20 protein-coding genes are annotated in these 21,937 nt (G+C 67.4%); 7 read left to right on the top strand and 13 right to left on the bottom strand.

Annotated features, from left to right (window positions below; translation table 11 throughout):
- Positions 1-265: 265 nt before the first annotated feature.
- Positions 266-1,402 (bottom strand): porin, encoded by a 1,137-nt coding sequence (locus BX604_RS24020; protein ID WP_098553340.1) that lies wholly within the window; start codon positions 1,400-1,402, stop codon positions 266-268.
- A 52-nt stretch (positions 1,403-1,454) separates the two neighbouring features.
- A complete protein-coding gene (locus BX604_RS24015; RefSeq protein ID WP_143748094.1) occupies positions 1,455-2,657 on the bottom strand; it encodes an MFS transporter in 1,203 nt (400 codons plus the stop codon).
- Positions 2,658-3,067: 410 nt separating this feature from the next.
- On the opposite strand from BX604_RS24015, the gene frmR reads away from it, so the two are divergent.
- Both frmR and BX604_RS24005 read left to right on the top strand, forming a co-directional pair.
- The gene (gene frmR / locus BX604_RS24010; RefSeq protein ID WP_098553338.1) at positions 3,068-3,343 is read left to right on the top strand and encodes a formaldehyde-responsive transcriptional repressor FrmR; all 276 of its coding nucleotides are present in this window, start codon (positions 3,068-3,070) and stop codon (positions 3,341-3,343) included.
- Positions 3,344-3,400: 57 nt separating this feature from the next.
- Complete coding sequence (locus tag BX604_RS24005; RefSeq protein ID WP_098553337.1) at positions 3,401-4,510, top strand: S-(hydroxymethyl)glutathione dehydrogenase/class III alcohol dehydrogenase; 1,110 nt, start codon at positions 3,401-3,403, stop codon at positions 4,508-4,510.
- Positions 4,511-4,694: 184 nt separating this feature from the next.
- Here BX604_RS24005 and BX604_RS24000 read toward each other — a convergent pair whose 3' ends face one another.
- Positions 4,695-5,888 carry an NnrS family protein gene (locus tag BX604_RS24000; protein ID WP_098553336.1) on the bottom strand — a complete coding sequence of 398 codons (1,194 nt, stop codon included), beginning with the start codon at positions 5,886-5,888 and terminating at the stop codon, positions 4,695-4,697.
- Between the two features lie 174 nt (positions 5,889-6,062).
- The gene (locus BX604_RS23995; RefSeq protein WP_098553335.1) at positions 6,063-7,088 is read right to left on the bottom strand and encodes an AraC family transcriptional regulator; all 1,026 of its coding nucleotides are present in this window, start codon (positions 7,086-7,088) and stop codon (positions 6,063-6,065) included.
- A 354-nt stretch (positions 7,089-7,442) separates the two neighbouring features.
- Between BX604_RS23995 and BX604_RS23990 the strand changes: the two genes are divergently transcribed.
- The 5 genes from BX604_RS23990 to BX604_RS23970 all read left to right on the top strand — a co-directional run bounded on the left by BX604_RS23990 (position 7,443) and on the right by BX604_RS23970 (position 12,358).
- Entirely contained in the window at positions 7,443-8,672 is a 1,230-nt protein-coding gene (locus tag BX604_RS23990; protein WP_098553334.1) for a dienelactone hydrolase family protein, read from the top strand.
- Between the two features lie 67 nt (positions 8,673-8,739).
- Positions 8,740-9,528 carry an SDR family oxidoreductase gene (locus BX604_RS23985; RefSeq protein WP_098553333.1) on the top strand — a complete coding sequence of 263 codons (789 nt, stop codon included), beginning with the start codon at positions 8,740-8,742 and terminating at the stop codon, positions 9,526-9,528.
- A 65-nt stretch (positions 9,529-9,593) separates the two neighbouring features.
- On the top strand, positions 9,594-10,841 hold the full coding sequence (locus BX604_RS23980; RefSeq protein ID WP_098553332.1) for a styrene monooxygenase/indole monooxygenase family protein: 1,248 nt from the start codon (positions 9,594-9,596) through the stop codon (positions 10,839-10,841).
- A complete protein-coding gene (locus tag BX604_RS23975; RefSeq protein WP_098553331.1) occupies positions 10,838-11,353 on the top strand; it encodes a flavin reductase family protein in 516 nt (171 codons plus the stop codon). The genes BX604_RS23980 and BX604_RS23975 overlap by 4 nt, the downstream gene beginning before the upstream one ends.
- A gap of 45 nt (positions 11,354-11,398) precedes the next feature.
- Positions 11,399-12,358, top strand: a complete 960-nt coding sequence (locus tag BX604_RS23970) for a SphA family protein (RefSeq protein WP_098553330.1) — start codon at positions 11,399-11,401, stop codon at positions 12,356-12,358.
- A 324-nt stretch (positions 12,359-12,682) separates the two neighbouring features.
- Here the strand turns inward: BX604_RS23970 and BX604_RS23965 are convergent, their stop codons facing one another.
- From BX604_RS23965 to BX604_RS23925, 9 genes are read right to left on the bottom strand one after another with little or no spacing between them, the layout of a single operon-like run.
- Complete coding sequence (locus tag BX604_RS23965; RefSeq protein WP_098553329.1) at positions 12,683-13,651, bottom strand: type II secretion system F family protein; 969 nt, start codon at positions 13,649-13,651, stop codon at positions 12,683-12,685.
- A 38-nt stretch (positions 13,652-13,689) separates the two neighbouring features.
- Positions 13,690-14,667 carry a type II secretion system F family protein gene (locus BX604_RS23960; RefSeq protein WP_098553328.1) on the bottom strand — a complete coding sequence of 326 codons (978 nt, stop codon included), beginning with the start codon at positions 14,665-14,667 and terminating at the stop codon, positions 13,690-13,692.
- Positions 14,668-14,701: 34 nt separating this feature from the next.
- On the bottom strand, positions 14,702-16,066 hold the full coding sequence (locus BX604_RS23955; RefSeq protein WP_098553327.1) for a CpaF family protein: 1,365 nt from the start codon (positions 16,064-16,066) through the stop codon (positions 14,702-14,704).
- 19 nt (positions 16,067-16,085) lie between these two features.
- A complete protein-coding gene (locus BX604_RS23950; RefSeq protein WP_098553326.1) occupies positions 16,086-17,294 on the bottom strand; it encodes an AAA family ATPase in 1,209 nt (402 codons plus the stop codon).
- 22 nt (positions 17,295-17,316) lie between these two features.
- Positions 17,317-17,760: a TadE/TadG family type IV pilus assembly protein gene (locus BX604_RS23945; protein ID WP_098553325.1), complete on the bottom strand. Its 444-nt coding sequence runs from the start codon at positions 17,758-17,760 to the stop codon at positions 17,317-17,319.
- The gene (locus BX604_RS23940; protein ID WP_179894904.1) at positions 17,757-18,263 is read right to left on the bottom strand and encodes a TadE/TadG family type IV pilus assembly protein; all 507 of its coding nucleotides are present in this window, start codon (positions 18,261-18,263) and stop codon (positions 17,757-17,759) included. Before BX604_RS23940 ends, BX604_RS23945 begins: the two co-directional genes overlap by 4 nt.
- Positions 18,264-18,305: 42 nt before the next feature.
- Complete coding sequence (locus BX604_RS23935; RefSeq protein WP_098553323.1) at positions 18,306-19,610, bottom strand: pilus assembly protein TadG-related protein; 1,305 nt, start codon at positions 19,608-19,610, stop codon at positions 18,306-18,308.
- 25 nt (positions 19,611-19,635) lie between these two features.
- Complete coding sequence (locus BX604_RS23930) at positions 19,636-19,932, bottom strand: hypothetical protein (protein ID WP_098553322.1); 297 nt, start codon at positions 19,930-19,932, stop codon at positions 19,636-19,638.
- A gap of 20 nt (positions 19,933-19,952) precedes the next feature.
- Positions 19,953-21,923 carry a type II and III secretion system protein family protein gene (locus BX604_RS23925; protein ID WP_098553321.1) on the bottom strand — a complete coding sequence of 657 codons (1,971 nt, stop codon included), beginning with the start codon at positions 21,921-21,923 and terminating at the stop codon, positions 19,953-19,955.
- Positions 21,924-21,937 lie beyond the last annotated feature (14 nt).

Here is a 21,937-nt window from a genome sequence, read left to right as displayed (position 1 = left end):
CACGCTTGATCGTGCAGCACCCGCCGACGACTGGTGTCGTCGGCTTTTTTTGTTCGTCGTCCGGCATGCGCAGCCGCTTCTGTATCGCATCGAAACAGTGCATGCGACCGGCGGTCCCGTCGGGTTCTACACGCCCGCTCCATTGCTTGCGTGCGCACGAACCGCCCGATACGGACCGCCCGAATGCAAGAAACCCTCGGGAACGCTACCGTTCACCGAGGGTTTACGAAGCGGTTCGAACGAACCGCGAATCACCCGGGAAGCGTCAGAAGACGGTCCGGATCCCCACGCGACCAAGGACCTGCGAGCGGGTCGACGAGATGCCGGCCGACCCGGTGATATAGGCGTTGCCGAACACAGTTCCGGCCGCATCGCCGCCGACATGCTGATAAACCGCCTGCGCGTACAGGAACGTCCGCTTGGACAGCAGGTAATCGACCATCAGGCCGCCCTGATGCCAGCGCGGTGTCGCCGCCCCCGAAGCACCATCGAACCGGCCGAGGGTATAGGCATACATCGCGGCGAGCACCACGGTCGGTGTAGCCTGATACCGGACGTTCGCCTCGAGGTTGTCGAACCGCAGCAGCGTCGCGCCGGCCGGCAGCGTGCCGAAATAGGCGGACGAAACCGGGTCGTTCAACACCGTGTGCGTGTAGGTCAGGCCGAGCGTCGCCGGCCCCCAGTCGTAGTTCGCACCGGCACCCCACACGCGCTGACGCCGTGCGACGAAATTCGCATCGGTCGACGAAATGGCGCCAGACGCCGTCGCCCCCGGAGAATCGGCCTGCAGATACGCGACCGCAAGCGACAGCGGCGAGCGGCTGTACGATGCGCCGACGCTGAAACTCCGGTTGCTCGCGAACCCGGTTGCATTGCCGAATGCATACACCCCGCCGAACTGCAGCCCACCATAATTCGTGCTACTGAACTTCACGGCGTTGTTGAGCCGGAACGTCGCGACCGTATTGTCGTTGTCGTACGGATGCGCGAACGGCCACCCGCCATCGCGGCCATTGGCGGTCAACGGCGCGAGGTAATCCTGGATCGAATCGTATTGCCGGCCGAGCGTGACGCTGCCCCAGCGCGTGCTCTGCAAGCCGACGAACGCCTGACGCCCGAACAGCATGCCCGACGGCAGCGCGCGACCGGAATCGAGCAGAAAGCCGTTCTCCAGCGTAAAGATCGCCGCGGTGCCCGCGCCGAGCGCTTCGACGCCCTTGATCCCCCAGCGGTCGCCCGCGGTCCATCCGCTCTGCGTCTGCCACGCCTGCTTGCCGCCGGCATTGTTCGTGAAGCCGATGCCCTCGTCGATCAGGCCGTAAAGCGTCACGCTGCTCTGCGCGGACGCCGCGTTCGTCACCGCGCACAACACCGTGCACAGCATGGCTGCCTTGTATTTCATGGATGCTCCAAACGATCGTGATTGTTTTGTTTGCCGGTCGTCGCGTGGCGTGTCACCGCACCGCGACGCGGCCCGCGTGGCCGGTCTTCGTCGCGCGTCGATTGACGCGCACGAGCGTCAGGCAGCCCAGCCACGCGAACACGCACATCGCGGCGGCCACGAGCAGCATTGCCGTGTAGCCTTTGCTGATCGAGATGATCCAGCCGGCGACCGCGGGACCGACCATCAACCCGACGCCGATGCCCGAACTGGAGAACGCGAGCAGACGGCTGGTTTCATCGGCCTGCGCAATGGCCTCCAGCATCGGTGGAAGCGCAAACGTCCAGGCGAACTTGAACAGGATCGCGGACAGCGTGAAGAGCGCGAGCGAGCGCACGTCGACCAGCCCGACGCACGACAGGAGCATCGCGCCCATCCCGGCCGAGATCAGCAGCGCGGCCTGCACGCGGCCGCTGAGCACGCCGACGACGACCGAGCCGATCATGCCGGCCACGGTGGAAATCGCCAGCGCGGTCCCGATGCTGGCGTCCGTCAGATGGATGCCGGTGCCGATCTGCCCGATGAACGTCCACACGCTGGCCAGACCGTAGTAGAAGGCTGTAACCGTGCCGAGCCCGAGCAGCAGCAGGTGGAACGGCACGCTCGCCTGCGGCCGGTTCCCCGCGCGCGCCGACGGTGGCGTGGCCGGCAGCCATTTGATGAACGGCACCATCGACAACGCGAGCAACACTTCCGCGACGAAGAACGCCTTCAGCCCGTAGGCCTGGAACAGCCAAGGCAGCACCAGCAGGCCGACGGTGCCCGACGCCAGCTGGCCGAGGATGAACATCGCGTATCCGCGGGCCGGCCGCGACACCTGCCCGGAAAACGACAAGCCGAGCAGGCTGATCGAGCAGCCGCCGAAGATCGTCGTCACGCCCTGCACGATCATCAGCGCCCTGACATCGGGCAGCACGAAGATCGACGCGACATAGCCGGCGACGAACACGAACAGCGCGAAGTTGAAGAGCTTCACCCAGTTCACTCTCGGCAGCACATAGGTGCCGAGAATCCCGGCCACCGCGAACCCGCAAAATTCCAGCGAAAAGAAATTCCCGAGCTGCTCGGGGGTGAACGCAAACTCGTTGACGAGCTGGTTGCCGAGCGCCGGCGCGCACAGCAACACGCCGTTCGGAAAGACACCCACCATGAAAAGGGCAATCAACGGCAACCATTCCGTCGTGTCGCGCCGCATCACGCCTTCAGTGTTCTGCATCTGCATATCGTCTCCTGACAGGAAGCTCCTGGATTTTTTGACAACCACGCGTATTCGTTCTGGCCTCTTCTCGACGGCAAACATTTCAATAGGATTTCTAACCGATTGCATCGATCATGTGATTCGATATCGGCAGGTGGACGGCGCCAGTCCTTATGAAGCCCGGTTATCCACGACGCGTCTGCATGGGTCGGCGCCGCGTCGGATCGAACGAGAACGCAGCATATCGACTTCAAAAAGTCATCGTTGGTCCAAACCGGCCACCAGCGAGAGTGCCAAACGTGGCGCCGCAGCCGCCTTCCCGCGCCCCGTTCGCCCGCCGCCGGCCGGGCCGCGGCCGGCAACGATCCCCTATACCTGCGCGCGGCATTGTTTTATACTGCCCCCCAGTATCCGGAAGCCACGACACCATGCCGCATTCCCCCGAAGAAAAGAAACGCGTCCTGACCCGCGTGCGCCGCGTTCGCGGGCAGTTGAACGCGCTTGAGCAAGCGCTCGAGGAGGGCGCGGACTGCGGCCCGGTCCTGCAGCAACTGGCGGCCATCCGCGGTGCGATCAACGGGGTCATGGCCAACGTGCTGGAAAGTCACTTGCGCGAGGAATTCACACAGCTCGCGGACGCCCCGCAACCCTCTCCCGGATCGATCGACGAAATCGTCACCCTCGTTCGGTCCTACTTGCGTTGACTGAGGCGAAATCGTCGACGTAGCGCTCCATTCGGTGTTTTTTCTAACAGGATTGCCATGAAATCACGTGCTGCTGTTGCGTTTGAGGCGGGTAAGCCGCTGCAGATCGTCGAGATCGATGTCGAGCCGCCCCGCAAGGGCGAAGTGCTGATCAAGATCACCCATACGGGCGTCTGTCACACCGACGCCTTCACGCTGTCGGGCGACGATCCGGAAGGGCTCTTTCCCGCCGTGCTGGGCCATGAAGGCGCCGGCATCGTCGTGGAAGTCGGTGAAGGCGTGACCAGCGTGAAACCCGGCGACCACGTCATTCCGCTGTACACCGCCGAATGCGGCGAATGCCTGTTCTGCAAGAGCGGCAAGACCAACCTGTGCGTGTCGGTGCGCGCCACCCAGGGCAAGGGCGTGATGCCCGACGGCACCACGCGTTTCAGCTACAACGGCCAGCCGATCTATCACTACATGGGCTGCTCGACGTTCAGCGAATACACCGTCGTCGCCGAAGTCTCGCTCGCGAAGATCAACCCGGACGCGAACCCGGAGCAGGTCTGCCTGCTGGGCTGCGGCGTCACGACCGGCCTCGGCGCGGTGAAGAACACCGCCAAGGTGCAGCCGGGCGATACGGTGGCCGTGTTCGGCCTCGGCGGCATCGGCCTCGCCGTGATCCAGGGTGCGAAGCTCGCGAAGGCCGGCCGCATCATCGCGGTCGACACCAACCCGGGCAAGTTCGACCTCGCCCGCGTGTTCGGCGCCACCGACTGCGTGAACCCGAAGGACCATCAGGAGCCGATCCAGCAAGTCATCGTCGGGATGACCGGCTGGGGCGTCGACCACAGCTTCGAGTGCATCGGCAACGTGAACGTGATGCGCGCCGCGCTCGAATGCGCGCACCGCGGCTGGGGTCAATCGGTCGTCATCGGCGTCGCGGGCGCCGGCCAGGAAATCTCGACGCGTCCGTTCCAGCTCGTCACCGGCCGCCGCTGGCTCGGTACGGCGTTCGGCGGCGTCAAGGGCCGCTCCGAATTGCCGGGCATGGTCGAGGACGCAATGGCCGGCACGATCCAGCTCGCACCGTTCGTCACGCACACGAAGCCGCTCACCGGCATCAACGAAGCGTTCGACCTGATGCACGAAGGCAAGTCCATCCGGACCGTCGTGCATTTCTGAAACACGCGCAACGAGGCCGGCCCGGTCGCGGCAACCGGTCTCCTGGCGTGACGCCGCCGGCAAGCCATCGCGCTTGCCGGCGGCGATGCATGTCCTCGCTCGGGCCGATCACGGTCGGCGTCGCGCCGTCCGTCGCACGACGCCACACGCCCCCCGCCCCTGCCCGACCCGCGACGCCCGGCCATCAATCCCGGCGGCCATCCGCACGCGGCGCCAGCAGGAACGGCGCGTAGCGCACCGTGTACGCGAGAAACGCGACGATCCAGCACGCGCCCGACGCATCGAGCCAGACGCCATACGGCACGCCCGGAACGAGCGGCCCGAACACGCGAATGACGCCCGCGCCGATCACCAGCCAGTAGCACAGCTGCTCCCACGGGCCCGCGACGAGCATGCGTCCGGTATGGCCGAGCGCCGTGCGGGTGATCATCGCGATGATCGCGCCGCCGATTGCGCCGACGGTCAGCGCATGCATGGCCAGCGAATGCGCGACCACGCCCGCGAACGACAGCGCGAGCAACACGAACCCGACCGGAATCCACAGACAGGACACGTGCAGGATCCACACGATCGGCCGGTTGCCGACGCGCCACGAATGCCATCCGGCAAGACGCCATGCATGCAGCAGCGCGGTGGCGAGCGCGGCGGCGATCAGCAGCGTGTCCGGCGCGCCGAGCGCGTCCGCGAACAGCGTCAGCGCGACCGCGGGCGCGGCGAGCGCATCGACGCTCCTGAAGCGGCGCATCGTGAATCCGGGGATCGCATTCATCGTGAACATCGGCACGATGCGGCCGGTGATCACCGCGACGAAGAACACGACCAGCCCGGTCGCCGCATAGGCCGCGCGCAGCGCGAGATCCGCCCGCCCCGTCATCACGCACGCATGGAACAGCGCGTTGAGCGCGCCGAACGCCAGCAGCGCGATCGGCAGGAACACGTTGTGCCGGTTCTGCGCCGAAATCAGCACGCGCAGCAGCACGAGCGCCGTCACCGGCAGGAACAGCGAATCGACGACGGCCGCGAGCATCGGCGGCCCCGACCAGACGAGCACGCGGCCGGCCAGCCAACCCAGCCACAGCGCCGCGAGCGCGGGGCCGCGCAGTGTCTCGCGCGACGTCCAGGCACGCGTGGCGGTCAGCAGGAAGCCGACCACGATCGCCGCGACGAAGCCGAAGATCATCTCGTGCACGTGCCACATCAGGCCCGTCATCGCGCCCGTGCGGCCGGCGACGGGCAGCCCGTGCCAGGCCGCGAGCCACGCGGCGATCGCGACGCTCGCGAACACGGCTCCGGTGAGATAGAACGGCCGCAGGCCAAGCTGCAGCAACGGCAACGTATCGGGCGTCGAAGGTGCCCGCATCGGTTCGCTGATTTTCATGTGCGTCTCCGGCGACTGGGGATGACGTCATTCATCCTAGCGCCGTGACACGGGCGATGGGGCGTGCCCCTACGCGGCGAGGTGGCATCGTCCGCGTTCATGATCTGCGTCAAGCGCCCGCTTGACGCGTGTGCCACACTTTCGACGCATGAGCCTGCGTCGACGTGGCTGCCGTCAGTTGCGCACGCGCCGCATTCTCAGCGTCGCCGACGGCGATTCCCCGAACGCGCGCTTGTACTCGATCGCGAACCGCCCGAGGTGCGCGAACCCCCATTTCAGTGCGACGTCCGTCACCGACGCGAGCCCCGGTGTCGCGTCGTCGCGCAGTTCGTCGCGCACACGTTGCAGGCGCAACTGGCGCACGAACGCCATCGGCGTAATGCCGTGACGGTTGCGAAAGCCCGCGAACAGCGTGCTCGGGCTGACGCCGGCGAGCTCGGCGAGCCGTTCGATCGTCAGCGGCTCGTCGAGATGCGCGCGGACGTACTCCTCGACGCGCCGCACATAGAACGGCGCGAGCGGCGCCGGCGCGGGACGCGTGCCGTTGCGCGCCGTGTTCGGGTGGCCGTACAGCAACAGGTTCAGCAGCGTCGATTCGAGCTGCTCGAACGCGAGCGGATGACGCAGCGGATGCCCGTCGGTTGCGATCGCATCGGCCAGCATCGGCAGCATTTGCGCGAGGCATGCGCCCTGCGGCGACGACAAACCGAATTCCGGCTCGAACTCGACCGGCCCGCGCCGGTCGTCGCCGAAATGCCGCTGCGCATGCCGCTCCATCACCTCGCGCTCGATGCGCAGGATCGCTTGCGGGCACGCTTCGCCCCACCGCATCCGCAGCGACAGCGTCGGCGACAGCAGCGACGCCGTGTCGGGCGACGACACGAAGCGCGTGGCGCCGCATTCGATCTCCGCATCGCCGCGCAGCGGCATCTGCAACAGGTAGAAATGCTCGAGCGGCCCGGGCTCGATCGACACCTCGCCGCCATAGTCGAGCAGATTCAACGACAGATTGCCCCAGCGCGCATGGTGCATGCAGCTGTGCAGCGCGCGCGAATCGCCGGTCAGCGTGAGTCGATGCGGCTTGAACACATCCGCCACGCGCGCGCGTACCTCGTCGAGATCGTTCGACTGCAGCAGCAGCGCGTCGTGATTGAAACAGGTGGCCTCGCCCAGCCAGCCCGTTCCGGAAAATTGCCCCATCGATGTTCTCCCGTCGTGCTCGATCGCACTTGCGCTGTGCACGCATTCCCGCTTCCCGGGAATCCGGTCGCACGATCCGGATAGCGTCCGGCGTATCCGGACAGTCCGCCTCGTTACACTACGCAAGCCCTGCGTACCTGACGCAAGAAGCGGACCGTTCGCGCATCGTAGAAAACTGTGCGGGACTTCCGCATCCGCACATACCCGCAGTGCGCCGCGTTCCGGCCCCGATGCGGCAGGCCGAACCGCAGGTTTCCGGAATTCGCGGATACCGGCCGAAGAAAGCGGATAGAAGCGCGCGTTTCGTCCGCCAATACTGGGTCCATGCAAGCCACGAACAGAATGGAGAGACGCATGAAAGGACATCACATCGAGATCCCGTCGCCGGACGGCGGCACGTTTCGCGCCTACCTGAGCGCACCGGCCGCCGGCAAGGGGCCCGGCATCGTGCTGTGCCACGAGATTTTCGGCGCGAACGCGACGATGCGGGACGTGGCCGACTATTACGCGGAGGAAGGCTACACGGTGCTCGTGCCCGACCTGTTCTGGCGCCAGGCTCCCGGCATCGAACTGGGCGACTCCGCCGCCGACGTCGAGCGCGCGATGGCGCTGTACCGCGAGTACGACGAAAACAAGGGGGTCGAGGACATCGGCGCGGCGCTCGCCGTGCTCACGCAACGCCCGGAATGCACGGGCCAGGCCGGCGTGCTCGGCTTCTGCCTCGGCGGCAAGCTCGCGTACCTGGCCGCGTGCCGGCTGCCGGGCGTGGCCGCGGCGGTCAGCTATTACGGCGTCGGAATCGAGCAGGCGCTCGACGAAGCGTCGCGCCTGCGCGGGCGGCTGGTGCTGCAGATCGCCGCGCAGGACCGCTTCTGCCCGCCCGACGCGCAGCAGCGCATCGGCGCCGCGCTGTCCGGCCGCGACGGCGTCGAGGTGTACGTCTATCCGGGCGTCGACCATGCGTTCGCGCGCATCGGCGGCGATCATTTCGACAAGGCGGCCGCGGTGATGGCGCACCAGCGCGCGATTGCCGCATTCCGCGCGGCGCTCGGCCCGCACTACGATCTGTCCACACTGTGGGAAGAACACCTGCGGCACGAATTCGACACGCGCAACGTCGACGCGACGATGGCCACGATGGTCGCCCAACCTTACGTGAACCATATCCCGACGCTGACGGGCGGCGTCGGCTACGACGAGCTCAAGCGCTTCTACACGCATCACTTCGTGCATGCGAATCCGCCCGACACGACGATCACGCCGATCTCGCGCACGGTCGGCGCGAGCCAGATCGTCGACGAACTGCTGTTCTGCTTCACGCACACGACCGAGATCGACTGGATGCTGCCCGGCGTCGCGCCGACCGGCAAGCGCGTCGAGATCCCGCTCGTCGCGATCGTCAAGTTCCGCGGCGACAAGCTGTATCACGAACACATCTACTGGGATCAGGCGAGCGTGCTCGTGCAGGTCGGGCTGCTCGACCCGGCCGGCCTGCCGGTCGCCGGCGTCGAAACGGCGCGCAAGCTGCTCGACGAAACCGTGCCGTCGAACGGGCTGATGGGCCGCTGGCGCGACAGCGCGTAAGCACCGGACAAACAGGCGACGCGCCGGGCGCGCGCCGCCTTCATTCAATCCTTCCAGGAGACACCCCATGACAGCCCTTGCTGGCAAAGTCGCCATCGTCACCGGCGGCGCCACGCTGATCGGCGCCGCCGTCGCGCAGGACCTGAGCCGCGCCGGCGCGTGCGTCGCGATCCTCGATCTCGATGCGCAGAACGGCGCGCGCGTCGCCGCTTCCCTCGGCGAGCGCGGGATGTTCGTCGCGACCGACATCACCGACGACCGTGCGATCGAACACGCGGTATCGGCCGTCGCCGAGCGCTTCGGCGCGGTCGACCTGCTGATCAACCTCGCGTGCAGCTACGTCGACAACGGCATCCAGGCCACGCGCAACGACTGGCTCGCCGCGATGGACGTCAACGTCGTCTCGGCGGCGATGATGGCCAAGGCCGTGCATCCATACCTGACGCGCCGCGGCGGCGGCGCGATCGTGAATTTCAGCTCGATCTCCGCGCAATGCGCGCAAACCGGCCGCTGGCTGTACCCGACGTCGAAGGCCGCGATGCGCCAGCTCACGCGCAGCATGGCGATGGATCTGGCAGCCGACCGGATCCGCGTGAACTCGGTGTCGCCGGGATGGACGTGGTCGCGCGTGATGGACGAGATGACGCATGGCGACCGCGCGAAAACCGATCGCGTGGCCGCGCCGTTTCACCTGCTCGGACGCGTCGGCGACCCGTCGGAAGTCGCGCAGGTCGTCACGTTCCTGTGCAGCGACGCGGCGAGCTTCGTGACCGGCGCCGACTATGCGGTGGACGGCGGTTACTCCGCGATGGGCCCCGAGCAGGCCGTGCCGGCGATTCCGCGCCTGGCGGAATAGCCGCACGCCGCTTCTTCCGGTTCACGCTCCTACCCAAGTAATTCGTTCTACCAAGGATTTCCATCATGAAACGCATCGCCATCGTCGGTGCAGGCCAGTCCGGCCTGCAACTCGCCTTCACGCTGCTCGACCAGGGTTATCACGTCACGCTCGCGACCAACCGCGACGCGGAGCAGATCCGCACCGGCAAGGTCATGTCGAGCCAGTGCATGTTCCATACCGCGTTGCAGATCGAGCGCGACCTCGGCCTGAACGAATGGGAAGAAGCATGCCCGTCCGTCGACGGCATCGGCATCGCGGTGCCGCATCCGGACGGCAACGGCCGCAAGGCGATCGACTGGTCGTCGCGCCTGACCCGCTACGCGCAATCGGTCGACCAGCGCGTGAAGATGGCGCACTGGCTCGACGCGATCGGGCGGCGCGGCGCGGACGTGCGCATCTGCGACGTCGGCGTGCCGGAGCTCGAGGAACTGGCGCGCAGCCACGATCTCGTGCTGCTCGCCGCCGGCAAGGGCGAAATCGTCAACCTGCTCGGCCGCGACGACGCGCGCAGCGCGTTCGAGCGCCCGCAGCGCGCGCTGGCCCTCACCTACGTGAAGGGCATGACGCCGAGCCAGCCATATTCGCGCGTGCGCTTCAACCTGCTGCCGGGCATCGGCGAATACTTCGTGTTCCCCGCGCTGACCACGACCGACCCGTGCGAGATCATGGTGTTCGAAGGCATTCCCGGCGGCCCGCTCGACTGCTGGGCCGACGTGAAGACGCCCGAGCAGCATCTCGACCGGAGCCTGTCGTTCCTGCAACAGTACGTGCCGTGGGAGTTCGAGCGCTGCCGCGACGTCGCGCTCACCGATCCGAACGGCACGCTGTCCGGGCGCTTCACGCCGACCGTGCGCAAGCCGTTCTTCCGCCTGCCGTCGGGCCGCACCGTGTTCGGCATGGCCGATGCGGTCGTCGTCAACGACCCGATCACCGGCCAGGGTTCGAACAATGCGGCCAAGTGCGCGAAGGTGTATGGCGACGCGATCCTCGCGCGCGAGGCGGCGCCGTTCGACGAAGCCTGGATGCACGAGACGTTCGAGCGCTACTGGGCCTATGCGCAGCACGTCGTGCGCTGGACCAACTCGCTGCTGACCCCGCCGCCGCCGCACGTGCTCGAACTGCTCGGCGCGGCCGGCCAGTTGCCGTCGCTCGCCCGGACGATCGTCGACGGCTTCGACGATCCGCGCCAATTCTCGCCGTGGTGGTTCGATCCGTCGGCCTGCGCGGCGCTGATCCGCGAACACGCCGCACGTGCGGAGCAAGCGCGATGATGACGACCGTTTCCGGCCATCGCGCCATCGACCCGGCGCAATTGCGGGCCGCCTTCGGGCAGTTTCCGACCGGCGTCACCGTGATCACCACGCGCGCCGCCGACGGGCGCAAGGTCGGCCTCACCGCCAACTCGTTCTCGTCGCTGTCGCTCGACCCGCCGCTCGTGCTGTGGAGCCTGCGCAAGGTCGCGCCGAGCCGCCCGGATTTCGTGGCGGCCACGCACTTCGCGATCAACATTCTCGCGCACGACCAGATCGCGCTGTCGCGCCGTTTCGCGACCCCGAGCACCGACAAGTTCGACGGCGTGCCGCACGTGGACGCCGAGTCGGGCGGCGTGCCGTGCCTCGACGGCGCCAGCGCGCGGTTCGTGTGCCGTCACGTCGGCCATTACGAAGGCGGCGATCACCTGCTGTTCATCGGCCAGATCGAGCAGCTCGACGTGTTCCGCAAGCCGCCGCTCGTCTTCCACGCGGGCCAGTATCGCGCGATCTCGGATCACCCCGATCTTTAACGCGCACTTTGATTAGTTATACAAATAAATAGTCAGGAGGTGGTGATGAAGAAACGCGGCTCTCGCCTGCTCGCGATCGCGGGCCTCGCATTCGCCGGCATCGCCGGCCACGCGCCGGCCCGTGCGACCGACCTGCCGTCGGTCAACCTGGGGATGACGAGTTTTCTCGACGGGATGCCGCCGGCCGGCTCCGGCTGGTACGGCACGCAGTACTTCGAGTACTACACGGCCGGCCGCGTCAACGACAACGCGGGCAACAAGGTCGGGCTGCCGAAGCAGGACATCGACCTGTTCGCGGGGCTGAGCCAGCTCGTCTACCAGTCGCCGCTGACGTTCCGCGGCATGCATCCGGGGCTCGACGTGATCCTGCCGTGGGTGGCGTCCGTGCATACCAACGACGGCATCGGCAACGTCGCGCTGAATTCGCGCGCCGGGCTGGGCGACCTGCTGGTCGGCCCGTTCATCCAGTTCGATCCGGTCATGGGCGCGCAGGGGCCGCGCTTTGCGCAGCGCGTCGAGTTCCAGTTCATCGCGCCGACCGGCGCCTACGATCCGGCCCGCGCGATCAATCCGGGCAGTCATTTCTGGTCGTTCGATCCGTACTGGGCCGCGACGTTCTGGGTCACGCCGAAGTGGACCGTGTCATGGCGGCTGCACTACCTGTGGAATGCGACCAACCATGAACCGGCGACCGCGCTCGGGTCCGACGTGAGCTCGACGCAGGCCGGCCAGGCCGTGCATGCGAACTTCGCGACCGAGTACGAGGTGCGGCCCGGCTTGCGGCTGGGGCTCAACGGCTACTGGCTGCGCCAGACCACCGACATGAAGGCGAACGGGCAGGACGTATCCGGCACGCGCGAAGCCGTGCTCGCGATCGGGCCGGGCGCGATGTATAGCTTCTCGCCGCAGGATCACCTGTTGTTCAACGCGTATTTCGAAGTCTATGCGCGCAACCGGCCGCAGGGCACACGGATGGTGCTGCGCTACGTGCATCACTTTCAGTGAAGCGCGAACCCGGCCGGTCGCCCCGGCCGGGTTCGTCCGACGAATGAGACGCAGCCCTTTGGCGCGGGGATGCGTGGGTCGTGTCCAGGTACACGACCGGCCGTTCATGGTTAGCAGTAGGGGGCCACCCGCGCGGGCAGTGGACTACGGCTGCATCCAGGGTCGACCATGGGTCCGGGTTGCGTTGACGCCGCTATGATCGACCTGTCTCGCGGTGTCGCCCGGGGGAAGGAATCTCCCATGAAGACATTGACCGTGCCGACCGGTCGTGGCATCAAGGCCGGCGCGGAAATTCGTTTCGTGCGGCACCCCGCACACGCACTGTCAGTGCGCAATACCGACGAACGTCGGCAGCAGCACGCGATACACGTGAATCACCGCCGGCCCCAGCAACACGCCCATCAGCGCGGGGAAGATGCAGAAGATCAGCGGAAACAGCAGCTTCAACGCGATCTTGGCCGCGCGCTCCTCGGCACGCATTCGCCGCCGCGTGCGCAGCATGTCCGACAGCACGCGCAGCGATTCGCTGATGCTCGTCCCGAAGCGGTCGGCCTGGATCAGCATCGCGCAGAACGATTCGACATCCTCGACGCCGGTTCGCAGCGCGAGATTGCGCAGCGCCGTCTCCTTCGTGAACCCGGAACGCATCTCGAGCAGCAGCAGGTCGAACTCGCCGGCGACCACCACGCTGCGAAAACGCAGCTCGTCGGTTACTTTCATCAACGCCGCATCGAGCCCGAGCCCTGCTTCGACGCACACCGTCAGCAAGTCGAGCGCGTCGGGGAAATCCTCGAAGATCTGTTGCTGACGCGCCGCGATCCGCCGCGCGAGGAGGGTGTTCGGCACGTAGTAGCCGATGCCCGCGAACGCGATGAGAATGAACGACAGCAGCATGCGCTGTTCCGCGAGGCGCGTCGTGATCAGCGACAGCAGCGCGCAGCACGGCAGCGCCAGCGCGAGCGCCGTCTTTGCGGTGAAATAGAGCACCGCGGCACTCGATTCGCGCCATCCGGCATTCATCAGCCGGATCCGCAGCGGCGAATCCTCCCAGCCGTCCTGCGGCACCGACAGCCGCGAGATCGGATGCGACAGCTCGACCAGCTTCGCGACCCATCGCGACGACTCGTCGCCGCCACCGCCCACGGCGACGCCCGCACTAGCGCCGCCGGCCTGCTCGATCCGGCGCTGCAAGTTGCGCGGCGCGAACAGCAGCATCGCGACGAGCACGCCGCCGGTCACGAAGACGAACAAGCCGCCCAGCATCACGGTCTGTATTACGCTCAGGTTTTGCATGACACCCTCGAAACGGTTCGTGAAGCCTGTAACGCGCGTCAGACGCGAATCCGGACGATCCGGCGGATCCAGAACAGGCCGAAGATCATCGACACCAGCATCGAGCTGACCATCTTGATCCCGGCGGGATCCTCCCAGAGCACGGACAGAAACTCCCGGTTCAGCAGCGCCATCATGGCCGCGGTCCCGAATGGCAGCAGGCCGAGAATCCAGGCGGACAGCCGCCCTTCCGCCGACAGCACGCGAACCTTGTCGAACAGCTTGAAGCGCTCGCGGATCAGCCCGGCAATGTTGTCGAGCAGCTCGGCCAGGTTGCCGCCCGTCTCGCGCTGGATCAGCACGGCAATCACGAAATAGCGCAGGTCCTGCACCGGCACGCGCGTCGCCAGGTTCATCAGCGCGTCGTGCAGCGACACGCCGTAGTTGATCTCGTCGAACGTGATCCTGAACTCGCCGCCCATCGGATCGGGAAACTCCTCGCCGACCATGCCGAGCGCACTCGTGAACGAATGGCCCGAGCGCAGCGCGCGCGCGATCATGTCGCAGATATCGGGCAATTGCCGCTGGAGCTTGCGCATCCGGCGATTACGATGCCGCGTCACGTACACCATCGGCAGGCACGCGCACAGCAGCGCGATCGGCAGCACGAGGATCAGCGGCAACGCGGTGAAGCTGAGCACGAGCAGCGCCGCCACCGGCAGCGCCGCGGTGAGCACGACCAGCTTCGCGACCGTCCAGTCGAGGCCCGACTGCTGCAGCGTCAGGTCGAGCTGCCGCACGCGCGGCGCGCGCAGCAGCAGCCGGTCGAGCGGCCGCGACTCGTCGAGCATCCGCTTCTTGAGGATCGACATCCGCTCCCGCTGCACGTTGCCGCCGGCCGACATCGCGCGCAGGCGCGACTCGATCCGGCGCGCGGCCGCCCCGTGCCGCGCGTTCCACCATTGATAGACGCCTTCGATCGCGAGCACCACCGCGACGAAGGTGAGAATCACAAATCCGTAAAAGATCGCGTCCATGAAGCCTCCCCGGAATCAGACGCCGGCCCGCGCGTCAGTTCGTCTCGTAGCGCTGCAACGGGTCGTACAGCGAGTCCGGCAGGTTGATGCCGAATGCCTGCAGCCGCTCGACGAATTTCGGCCGCACGCCGGTCGCGCAGAAGTGGCCGCGCACCGTGCCGTCGCGGTCCACGCCGGTGCGCTTGAACGTGAAGATTTCCTGCATGTTGATGATGTCGCCTTCCATCCCGGTCAGTTCCTGGATGCTGACGATCTTGCGCTTGCCGTCGGTGAGCCGCGCGGCCTGCACCACGACCGAGATCGCCGAGGCGATCTGCTGGCGCATCGTCTTCGGCGGCAGCGACAGCCCGCCGACGCTGATCATGTTCTCGAGCCGCGTGAGCGCGTCGCGCGGCGTGTTCGCGTGAATCGTCGCGAGCGAACCTTCGTGGCCGGTGTTCATCGCATTGAGCATGTCGAGCGCTTCCGCGCCGCGCACTTCGCCGAGGATGATCCGGTCCGGACGCATCCGCAGCGCGTTGCGCACCAGCGTGCGCTGCGTGATCTCGCCCTTGCCCTCGATGTTCGGCGGGCGCGTTTCGAGGCGCAGCACGTGCGGCTGCTGCAGCTGCAGTTCGGCCGCGTCCTCGATCGTCACGATCCGCTCGTTGCGCGGGATGAAGCCGGACAGGATGTTGAGCAGCGTCGTCTTGCCGCTGCCCGTGCCGCCCGACACGAGCACGTTCACCTTCGCGTGCGACAGCGCATCGAGCAGTTCCGCCATCGGCGGCGTGAGGCTCTTGAAACGCACGAGATCGTCCATCTTCAGCGGGCTGACCGCGAAGCGGCGAATCGACATCAGCGGCCCGTCGATCGCCGACGGCGGGATGATCGCGTTCACGCGCGAGCCGTCGGGCAGCCGCGCATCGACCATCGGGCTCGATTCGTCGATGCGGCGCCCGACGCGCGACACGATCTTCTCGATCACCTTCATCAGGTGGGCGTCGTCGTAGAACGTCACGTCGGTCAGCTCGAGCTGGCCGCAGCGCTCGACATAGACCTGCCGGTACGTGTTCACGAGGATGTCCGAGATGCCGGGGTCGCGCAGCAGCGCTTCGAGCGGACCGAAGCCGAACATCTCGTCGTACACGTCGATCGCGAGCTGGCGCCGCTCGATATCGTTCGCGGGCATGCGCCCCTCGTCGAGGATGCGCGAGATCAGCGCGGTGATTTCCTGCCGGACCTGATCCTGCGGCAGCCGCGACAGGCGCTCCAGCTCGACGCGCTCGAGCACGGCCAGGTGGATCTCGCGGCGCAGCTTCTGGTAGGCGTCGCGTACCGACGAATGGGGCGACGCCGGCTCGCCGGCTGCCGACTGCGGCTGCGCCCGGTACAAGGACATCTGTTCGCGCAATGACATGATGGTTTCCCCGAGAGATTCACATGGACTTGAGCTTCGGCGCGGCCTTGCGGCCGAACAGCCGGGACATCAACGGTTCGCTGCTGGACGCGCCGTGCCCCGCGCGCACGTCGCCTTCGACGATCTGCTTCGCGCAGCCCTGCAGGGCGCGCACGACCGCGGCGCTGCGCGCGACGCGCGACACCGGATGGCCCTGGTCGATCGCTTCGCGCACGGTGTCGACGTCGTCGGGAATCGTGCAGACCGCCTGCAGGCCGAGCACTTCTTCCAGCGCGGTGCGGGTCCGCTCGCTTGCGCGCGTCACACGGTTCACGATGAGCCGCAGCTGATCGGTCGAATAGCCGAGCGATACGAGGATCTCGAGCAGCCTGCGCCCCGCGCGCACGTGCGGCATCGCGGGCTGCAGCACGAGCTGGATCTGGTCGCTGCGGTCGAGCGCGACCATCGACAGCGGATTGATGCTGACGCCGACGTCGAAGATCACGAAGTCGTAGCGCGGCGCGGCGACGCCGAGAATCCATTCGAGCGCATCCTCGCGCATCTCGGCGGCCTTCACCGGGTCGCCCGCACCCGCGAGCACGTGGAAGGTCGGTGTCACGTGCGCGACGCTCGCGTCGAGAAACGCGCCGTCGAGCCGCTCGATCTGCGCGCAGAGCTGCGGCAGCGTCGACGGCGGCGTCTCGTCGCTGACGAGGAACGCGGCATCGGCGAACTGCTGGTTCACGTCGATCAGCAACACGCGGCGCTTGAAGCTTTCGGCGATCTCGTACGCCACGTTGCTCGCGGTGAAGCTCGTCCCCGCGCCGCCCTTGCACGACATGAACGACACGATCCGCGTATCCGCGGTGTCGCGCCGCGTGCTTTGCGCGGCGGCGCGCTCCAGCGCATGGGCGAGCGCGGCCGGATCGAGCGGCCACTGCAGCACGTCGCGTGCGCCCGCGCGCATCGCGTCCAGCAGCGTGTGCGGCGACGCATCGGCGGTCACGAGAATGCCGGTCAGCCCCGGGTGCAGCCGGCAGATCCGCTCGATGGCGGACAGCTCGGACGCATCGAGCATCGCGCCGTCGATCAGCAGGATGTCGAATGCGTCGAGCCCGTCGGTGCGATGCTCGATCTGCGACGCCCGCCCTGCCGCGCGGGTCACGCGATAGCGGCCGCTGTCGGCGACGAGGCGCGCGATCTGCGTGAGCCGCGCGGTGTCGTCGGACGCTACGAGGATGTTGATCATGACGTATGCCTCGTCGGTTCGGTTATTGACAGGCGCTGCCGCCCGTCGAGGAATTCAGGCTTTCCCGCGGCAGCGTCGTGGTGAACGGCGGCATGGTGACCGCGACTTTCATGAACGGGATCATCGTCTTCACGGTGACGTTCGTGACGCTCACGGTCACGAACGTGCAGGAGGTCACGTCGCAGCCCGACGGCGTGTAGGTCACCGACACGTTCGCGTTTGCCAGCAGCGGCAGCATCGACGTCACGCGCTTCGCGACGCCGGCGGCATTCACGTCGCAGACGACCGCCGTGCGCGCGCCAAGGCGCACGGCCTCGCTCGCGGTGCCCCAGTAGAACAGCACGCGGCCGAATTCGAAGATACCGACCAGCAGCATGATCAGGATCGACGCAATCAGCGCGAACTCGACGATCGTCGAGCCGCGTTCGGCGCGGCGACGCAACCGCGGAAAACGATGCGCGCTCATGATGCTTGCCTCATCACGGTGACGATGTTGCCGAACGTGATCGCCTTCAGCCCCGGGTAGGCCGGGATCGGCTGGTACTTGTAGCCCTTCACCTTCACCTCGACGATGCTGATGCTGCCGGTCGCCGAGCCGGTCGGTGCGTTGTTGCTCGCGTCGTAGGTGGTCAGGCCGGAGAACGCCGACGGATCCGTTGCGTCGCTGCAGCCGGTCGTGTGCAGCGCGTCGCAGACGATCACCATCGACGTCTCGAGGCCCGGCAACAGTTCGGTGCCAGCCTTCCCGCAAGTCGTGCTGCCGTATACGACCAGGCACTGCGCCTGCGCCACCGGATACGAACTGTCGGTGGCCGGCAGATAGAGCGACAGGTAGCGCGCCGCATCGCGGGTCCCCTTGGTCAGCGTCTCGTACTGATAGATCGCCCGCCCGAACTCGGCCACGCCGGTCGCGAGCAGGATCATCGGGATCAGGACGATCGCGAACTCCACGGCAGCCACGCCACGCATGCGCGACCGACGGAACAGGACTCTTTTCATGATCGCTCTCCGCTATTGAACGAGCATCGGCACCTGGGTGCCGCTGGCGCTGCCGCCGCCGGGCACGCCCTGGGTCGCGCACGGATTGTTGCCGGTGACCGTCGAGTTGCCGGAACCCGACGACGAAGTGCTGAACGGAGACGAGCCGAGGTATTCGAGGTGCGCGATGACCGCGCCCTTGCCCGGGCTGAACGGCAAGGGATCGAGCATCAGCACGCAATCCCACTGCGTGACCGGCACGTTGACGCTGTTGCCCTTCAGCCCCGAGCAGTCGCCTTCGGGCGCGAGGGCGATCCGCCGGTCGCCGCCGGCGGTCTGGTAGTTGCCCGCCGAACCCGTCCAGCCGGTGGAGATGCCGCTGCCGCCCGGCGGCGCGCCGTCGCCCTGGTAGGACTTGAACTTCGTGCGATCGATCACGAATTGCGCGTAGGCGTCGCCGAGGATTCCGGCGGTTCCCGGCGGCCCGTAGTTCGGACCGACGTACGCATAGCCGGTAAAGTCCGGCTGGCCGCTCGATCCGTTGGCGCCGTTCGTATAGATGCCGAACCGCGTATTCCAGGCGCGAAACGCCGCGGTCTTCAGGCCCGTCGAGCCGAGGGTGGGCGGCACCGTGATGTTGCAGGTATTGCCGGACAGCTCGGTCGCGATGGTCGGTTCGTTGGTCGACCCGTCGAGCGCCGCCCAGCCGAAGTTGCCGGGCCCGTATGTGGAGCCGGACGGCGACGTGATCCAGTCGCCGACCTTGTACGGCGCCGCAGCCGACGCCTTGCACACGAACACCGGAATCGCGCAGGCCGTCTGCCCGCCGCCGACCGTCGCGACCGCGCTCGCCGCGACCTGCTCGGTCTTGCCGATCTTCACGCCCGGCAGCACGTTGAGCACCTCGACGAACCAGTGCGCGATGTTGTTCATCGACGCCGTGCACTTGACGTACTTGATGTTCGCCGGGGTCGTGACCGACGACTTCGTCAGGAACGGGTTGGACAGCGAATCGGTGAACGTCACGCTCGAATTCGTCTGCATCTGCACGGCGGTCTTCTGAAAGAATGCGAAATTCAGGTGACCGGCGGCGATCCCGTCCGCTTCGGCGACGGTCAGGCTGATGGCCCCCGTCAGGTCACGCGCGGCCGACAGCGCGCACGCATCGGCACTGTTCTGCAGTTCGCTGCGCGTGACGTACAGCTTGCCAAGGTCCAGCGCAAGACCGACGAACCCGATCATCACCGCGAGCGCAAGGCCGACGATGATCGCGACGGCACCGCGCTGGTGATGCAGACCGCGACGCGTGGGGTTCGGACGACGGGTTGCGCTGGACATGGCGTTCTCCCTGAGCATGCGGTCGTTAGTCGGCAGCCTTGCCGATCCCGATCACGAAGGTGTTGCCCTTCGGCTCGGGCTGCGTGAACGACTTGTTGTAGTTGTCCATCGCCGACGCGGCGGCCGCACCGTCGACCCCCGGATCGGATGCCGCGTGGTCGGCGGCATGCGGGTCGATGATCTGGGCCTGGGTGACGGCGCGCACCGAGTCACCGAAGCGGCTGTCCCATACGGGCGACGACGACATGCAGCCGGCGAGCGCGAAGGCGAGCGGCATGGCCAGCGCCGCGCGGCGCAGGAAAACGAGGCAGGCGGAGTTCATGAGCTTCCCCTTGGATGGCATCAACGATCGGTGGACTCGGATTCCGCGTTCGCCCGCGCGAGCTGCGTGCGAACGGCGTCCGGGTGCCGGTGCTTCGGGCGCGGCGCCGGACTGGCCGGCGTGTCGGGGCCGGCTGCCGCCAGGCGGGCGGCGGCGGCCTCGATCCGTGCGACGCGGGCCGCGCTGGCCGGATCGGCCTGCGCTTGCGGCTGGGCCTGCGCGGCGGGCGCCGGCGCTGCACTCACCGCACCCGCTGCGGCGGGCGCGGCGGCGGCGGCCTTCGGCGGCTCGACGGGCACCGGCGACGGCACATCCGCTTGCTGCGGTGCGCGCGGGGCCGGCAATGCGGCCGCAGGCCCGGCGGGCGCATCCGATTGCGGTGCCGGAGCGGGCGCCGGGGCCGGCGTCTGCGGCGCATCCGGTGCCGGTGCGCCGTTCGCGGGTTGCGCGGCCGGCTTGCGGACACCACCGCGGCCTTCCATGTTGCCGGTCGCATAGACGTCGGCTTCGTTCGGCTTCGAGAAGCTGTCGGTCGGCAGCGGCACGTCGGCGGTCTGCAGCGGCTTCACCAGGTGCGGCGTGATCAGGAAGATCAGCTCGGTGCGATCCTGCTGGAACGACGTGCTGCGAAACAGCGCACCGAGCACCGGCACCTCACCGACACCCGGGATCGCCTTCAGCGCGCCCGTCGCGTTGTCCTTGATCAGCCCGCCGATCGCGAACGATTCGCCGTCGCTCATCTGCACCGTCGTCGAGGCGCGCCGCGTCGTGATCAGCGGCAGGATCGACGTGCCGCTGACGTTGGTCGCGCTCAGCGTGACGCCCGTCTGCGACAGGTCCGACACTTCCGGCGCCACCTTCAGGTTGATGCGGCCGTTGGCCAGCACGGTCGGCGTGAACTTCAGCGCGACGCCGAACTCCTCTTCCTGCAGCGTGATCGTCGTGGTGCCCGTGCCGCTGCTCTGCGGTACCGGGATGAAGACCTTGCCGCCGGCGAGGAACGTCGCCTCCTGGCCGCTGATCGTCACGAGGTTCGGCTCCGCGAGGATCTTGACGAGGTTATCGGTGTTCTGCGCATCGGCCGCGATGCTGAACGGCTTGTTGTTCGCCTTGTTGAAGACCGCGCCGCTCGCGACACCGGCAAGCAGGTTGCTGACGAGCGCGCCGCTCCACGAGCCGAAGCCGCCCTGGATGTTGAATGCGCTGCCGAGCTGGTTGATCAGCGTCTTCGACACTTCGGCGACCTTCACCTCGAGCATCACCTGCTGCGGCGACGTGACGCTCAGCATGTTCAGCACGCCGCCGCCGCCCTTGCCGCCGCCCTCACCGGCGCTGTCGCTGTAGGCGTGCGCGATCAGCATCGCCTGCTGCGCGGCCTGCGAGCTCGACACGTTGCCCGCCAGCACGATCGTGCCAGCGGCGGTCGACACATGAATGTCGTGCTCGGCCGGCATCAACTGCTGCAGCGACGCCTGCAGGCCGGCGGCATCCGCGCCGACCGCCACGTCGATCACGCGGCATGCGCCGCTGCGCCCCTGCACGATCATGTTGGTCGTGCCGACCGACAGCCCGAGGATGTACAGCGTCTGCGGCGACACCATGGTCGCCTGCGCAACGGCCGGGTTGCCGATGGTGCGGTTGCGCACGGGTTCCGGCATCGGCACGAGCAGCGATTTGCCGAGCGGTACGCTGACGCTGGTCGAGTCGCGCACCGCGCCCACGCAGTTCGGCCCGCGCAGCGGTCCGACCTGGGCGGCGGGCGCGGCGGCCGGCACCGGTCCCATGCTGATCGTCATCTGCATCGGCCCCTTGCCGACCGCGGCCGGCGCACTCGCGCCGCCCTTCGCCAGCGCGGCCGACTCCGCGCCTTCCTGCGCGAGTGCGCTGTACACGGTCAGCCATCCGGTGCAGAGGATCGCGGCCATCATCGTGCCCCGGGCGATGCGCGTGCGCACCAGGCCGGTACCTGAACGTTGCGGTTTGATCTTCATTTCGTCTGATCCCC

The sequence above is a fragment of the Burkholderia sp. JKS000303 genome, assembly GCF_002563755.1.
Classification (GTDB): domain Bacteria; phylum Pseudomonadota; class Gammaproteobacteria; order Burkholderiales; family Burkholderiaceae; genus Burkholderia; species Burkholderia anthina_B.
This window is presented reverse-complemented; position numbering and strand designations above follow the sequence as displayed.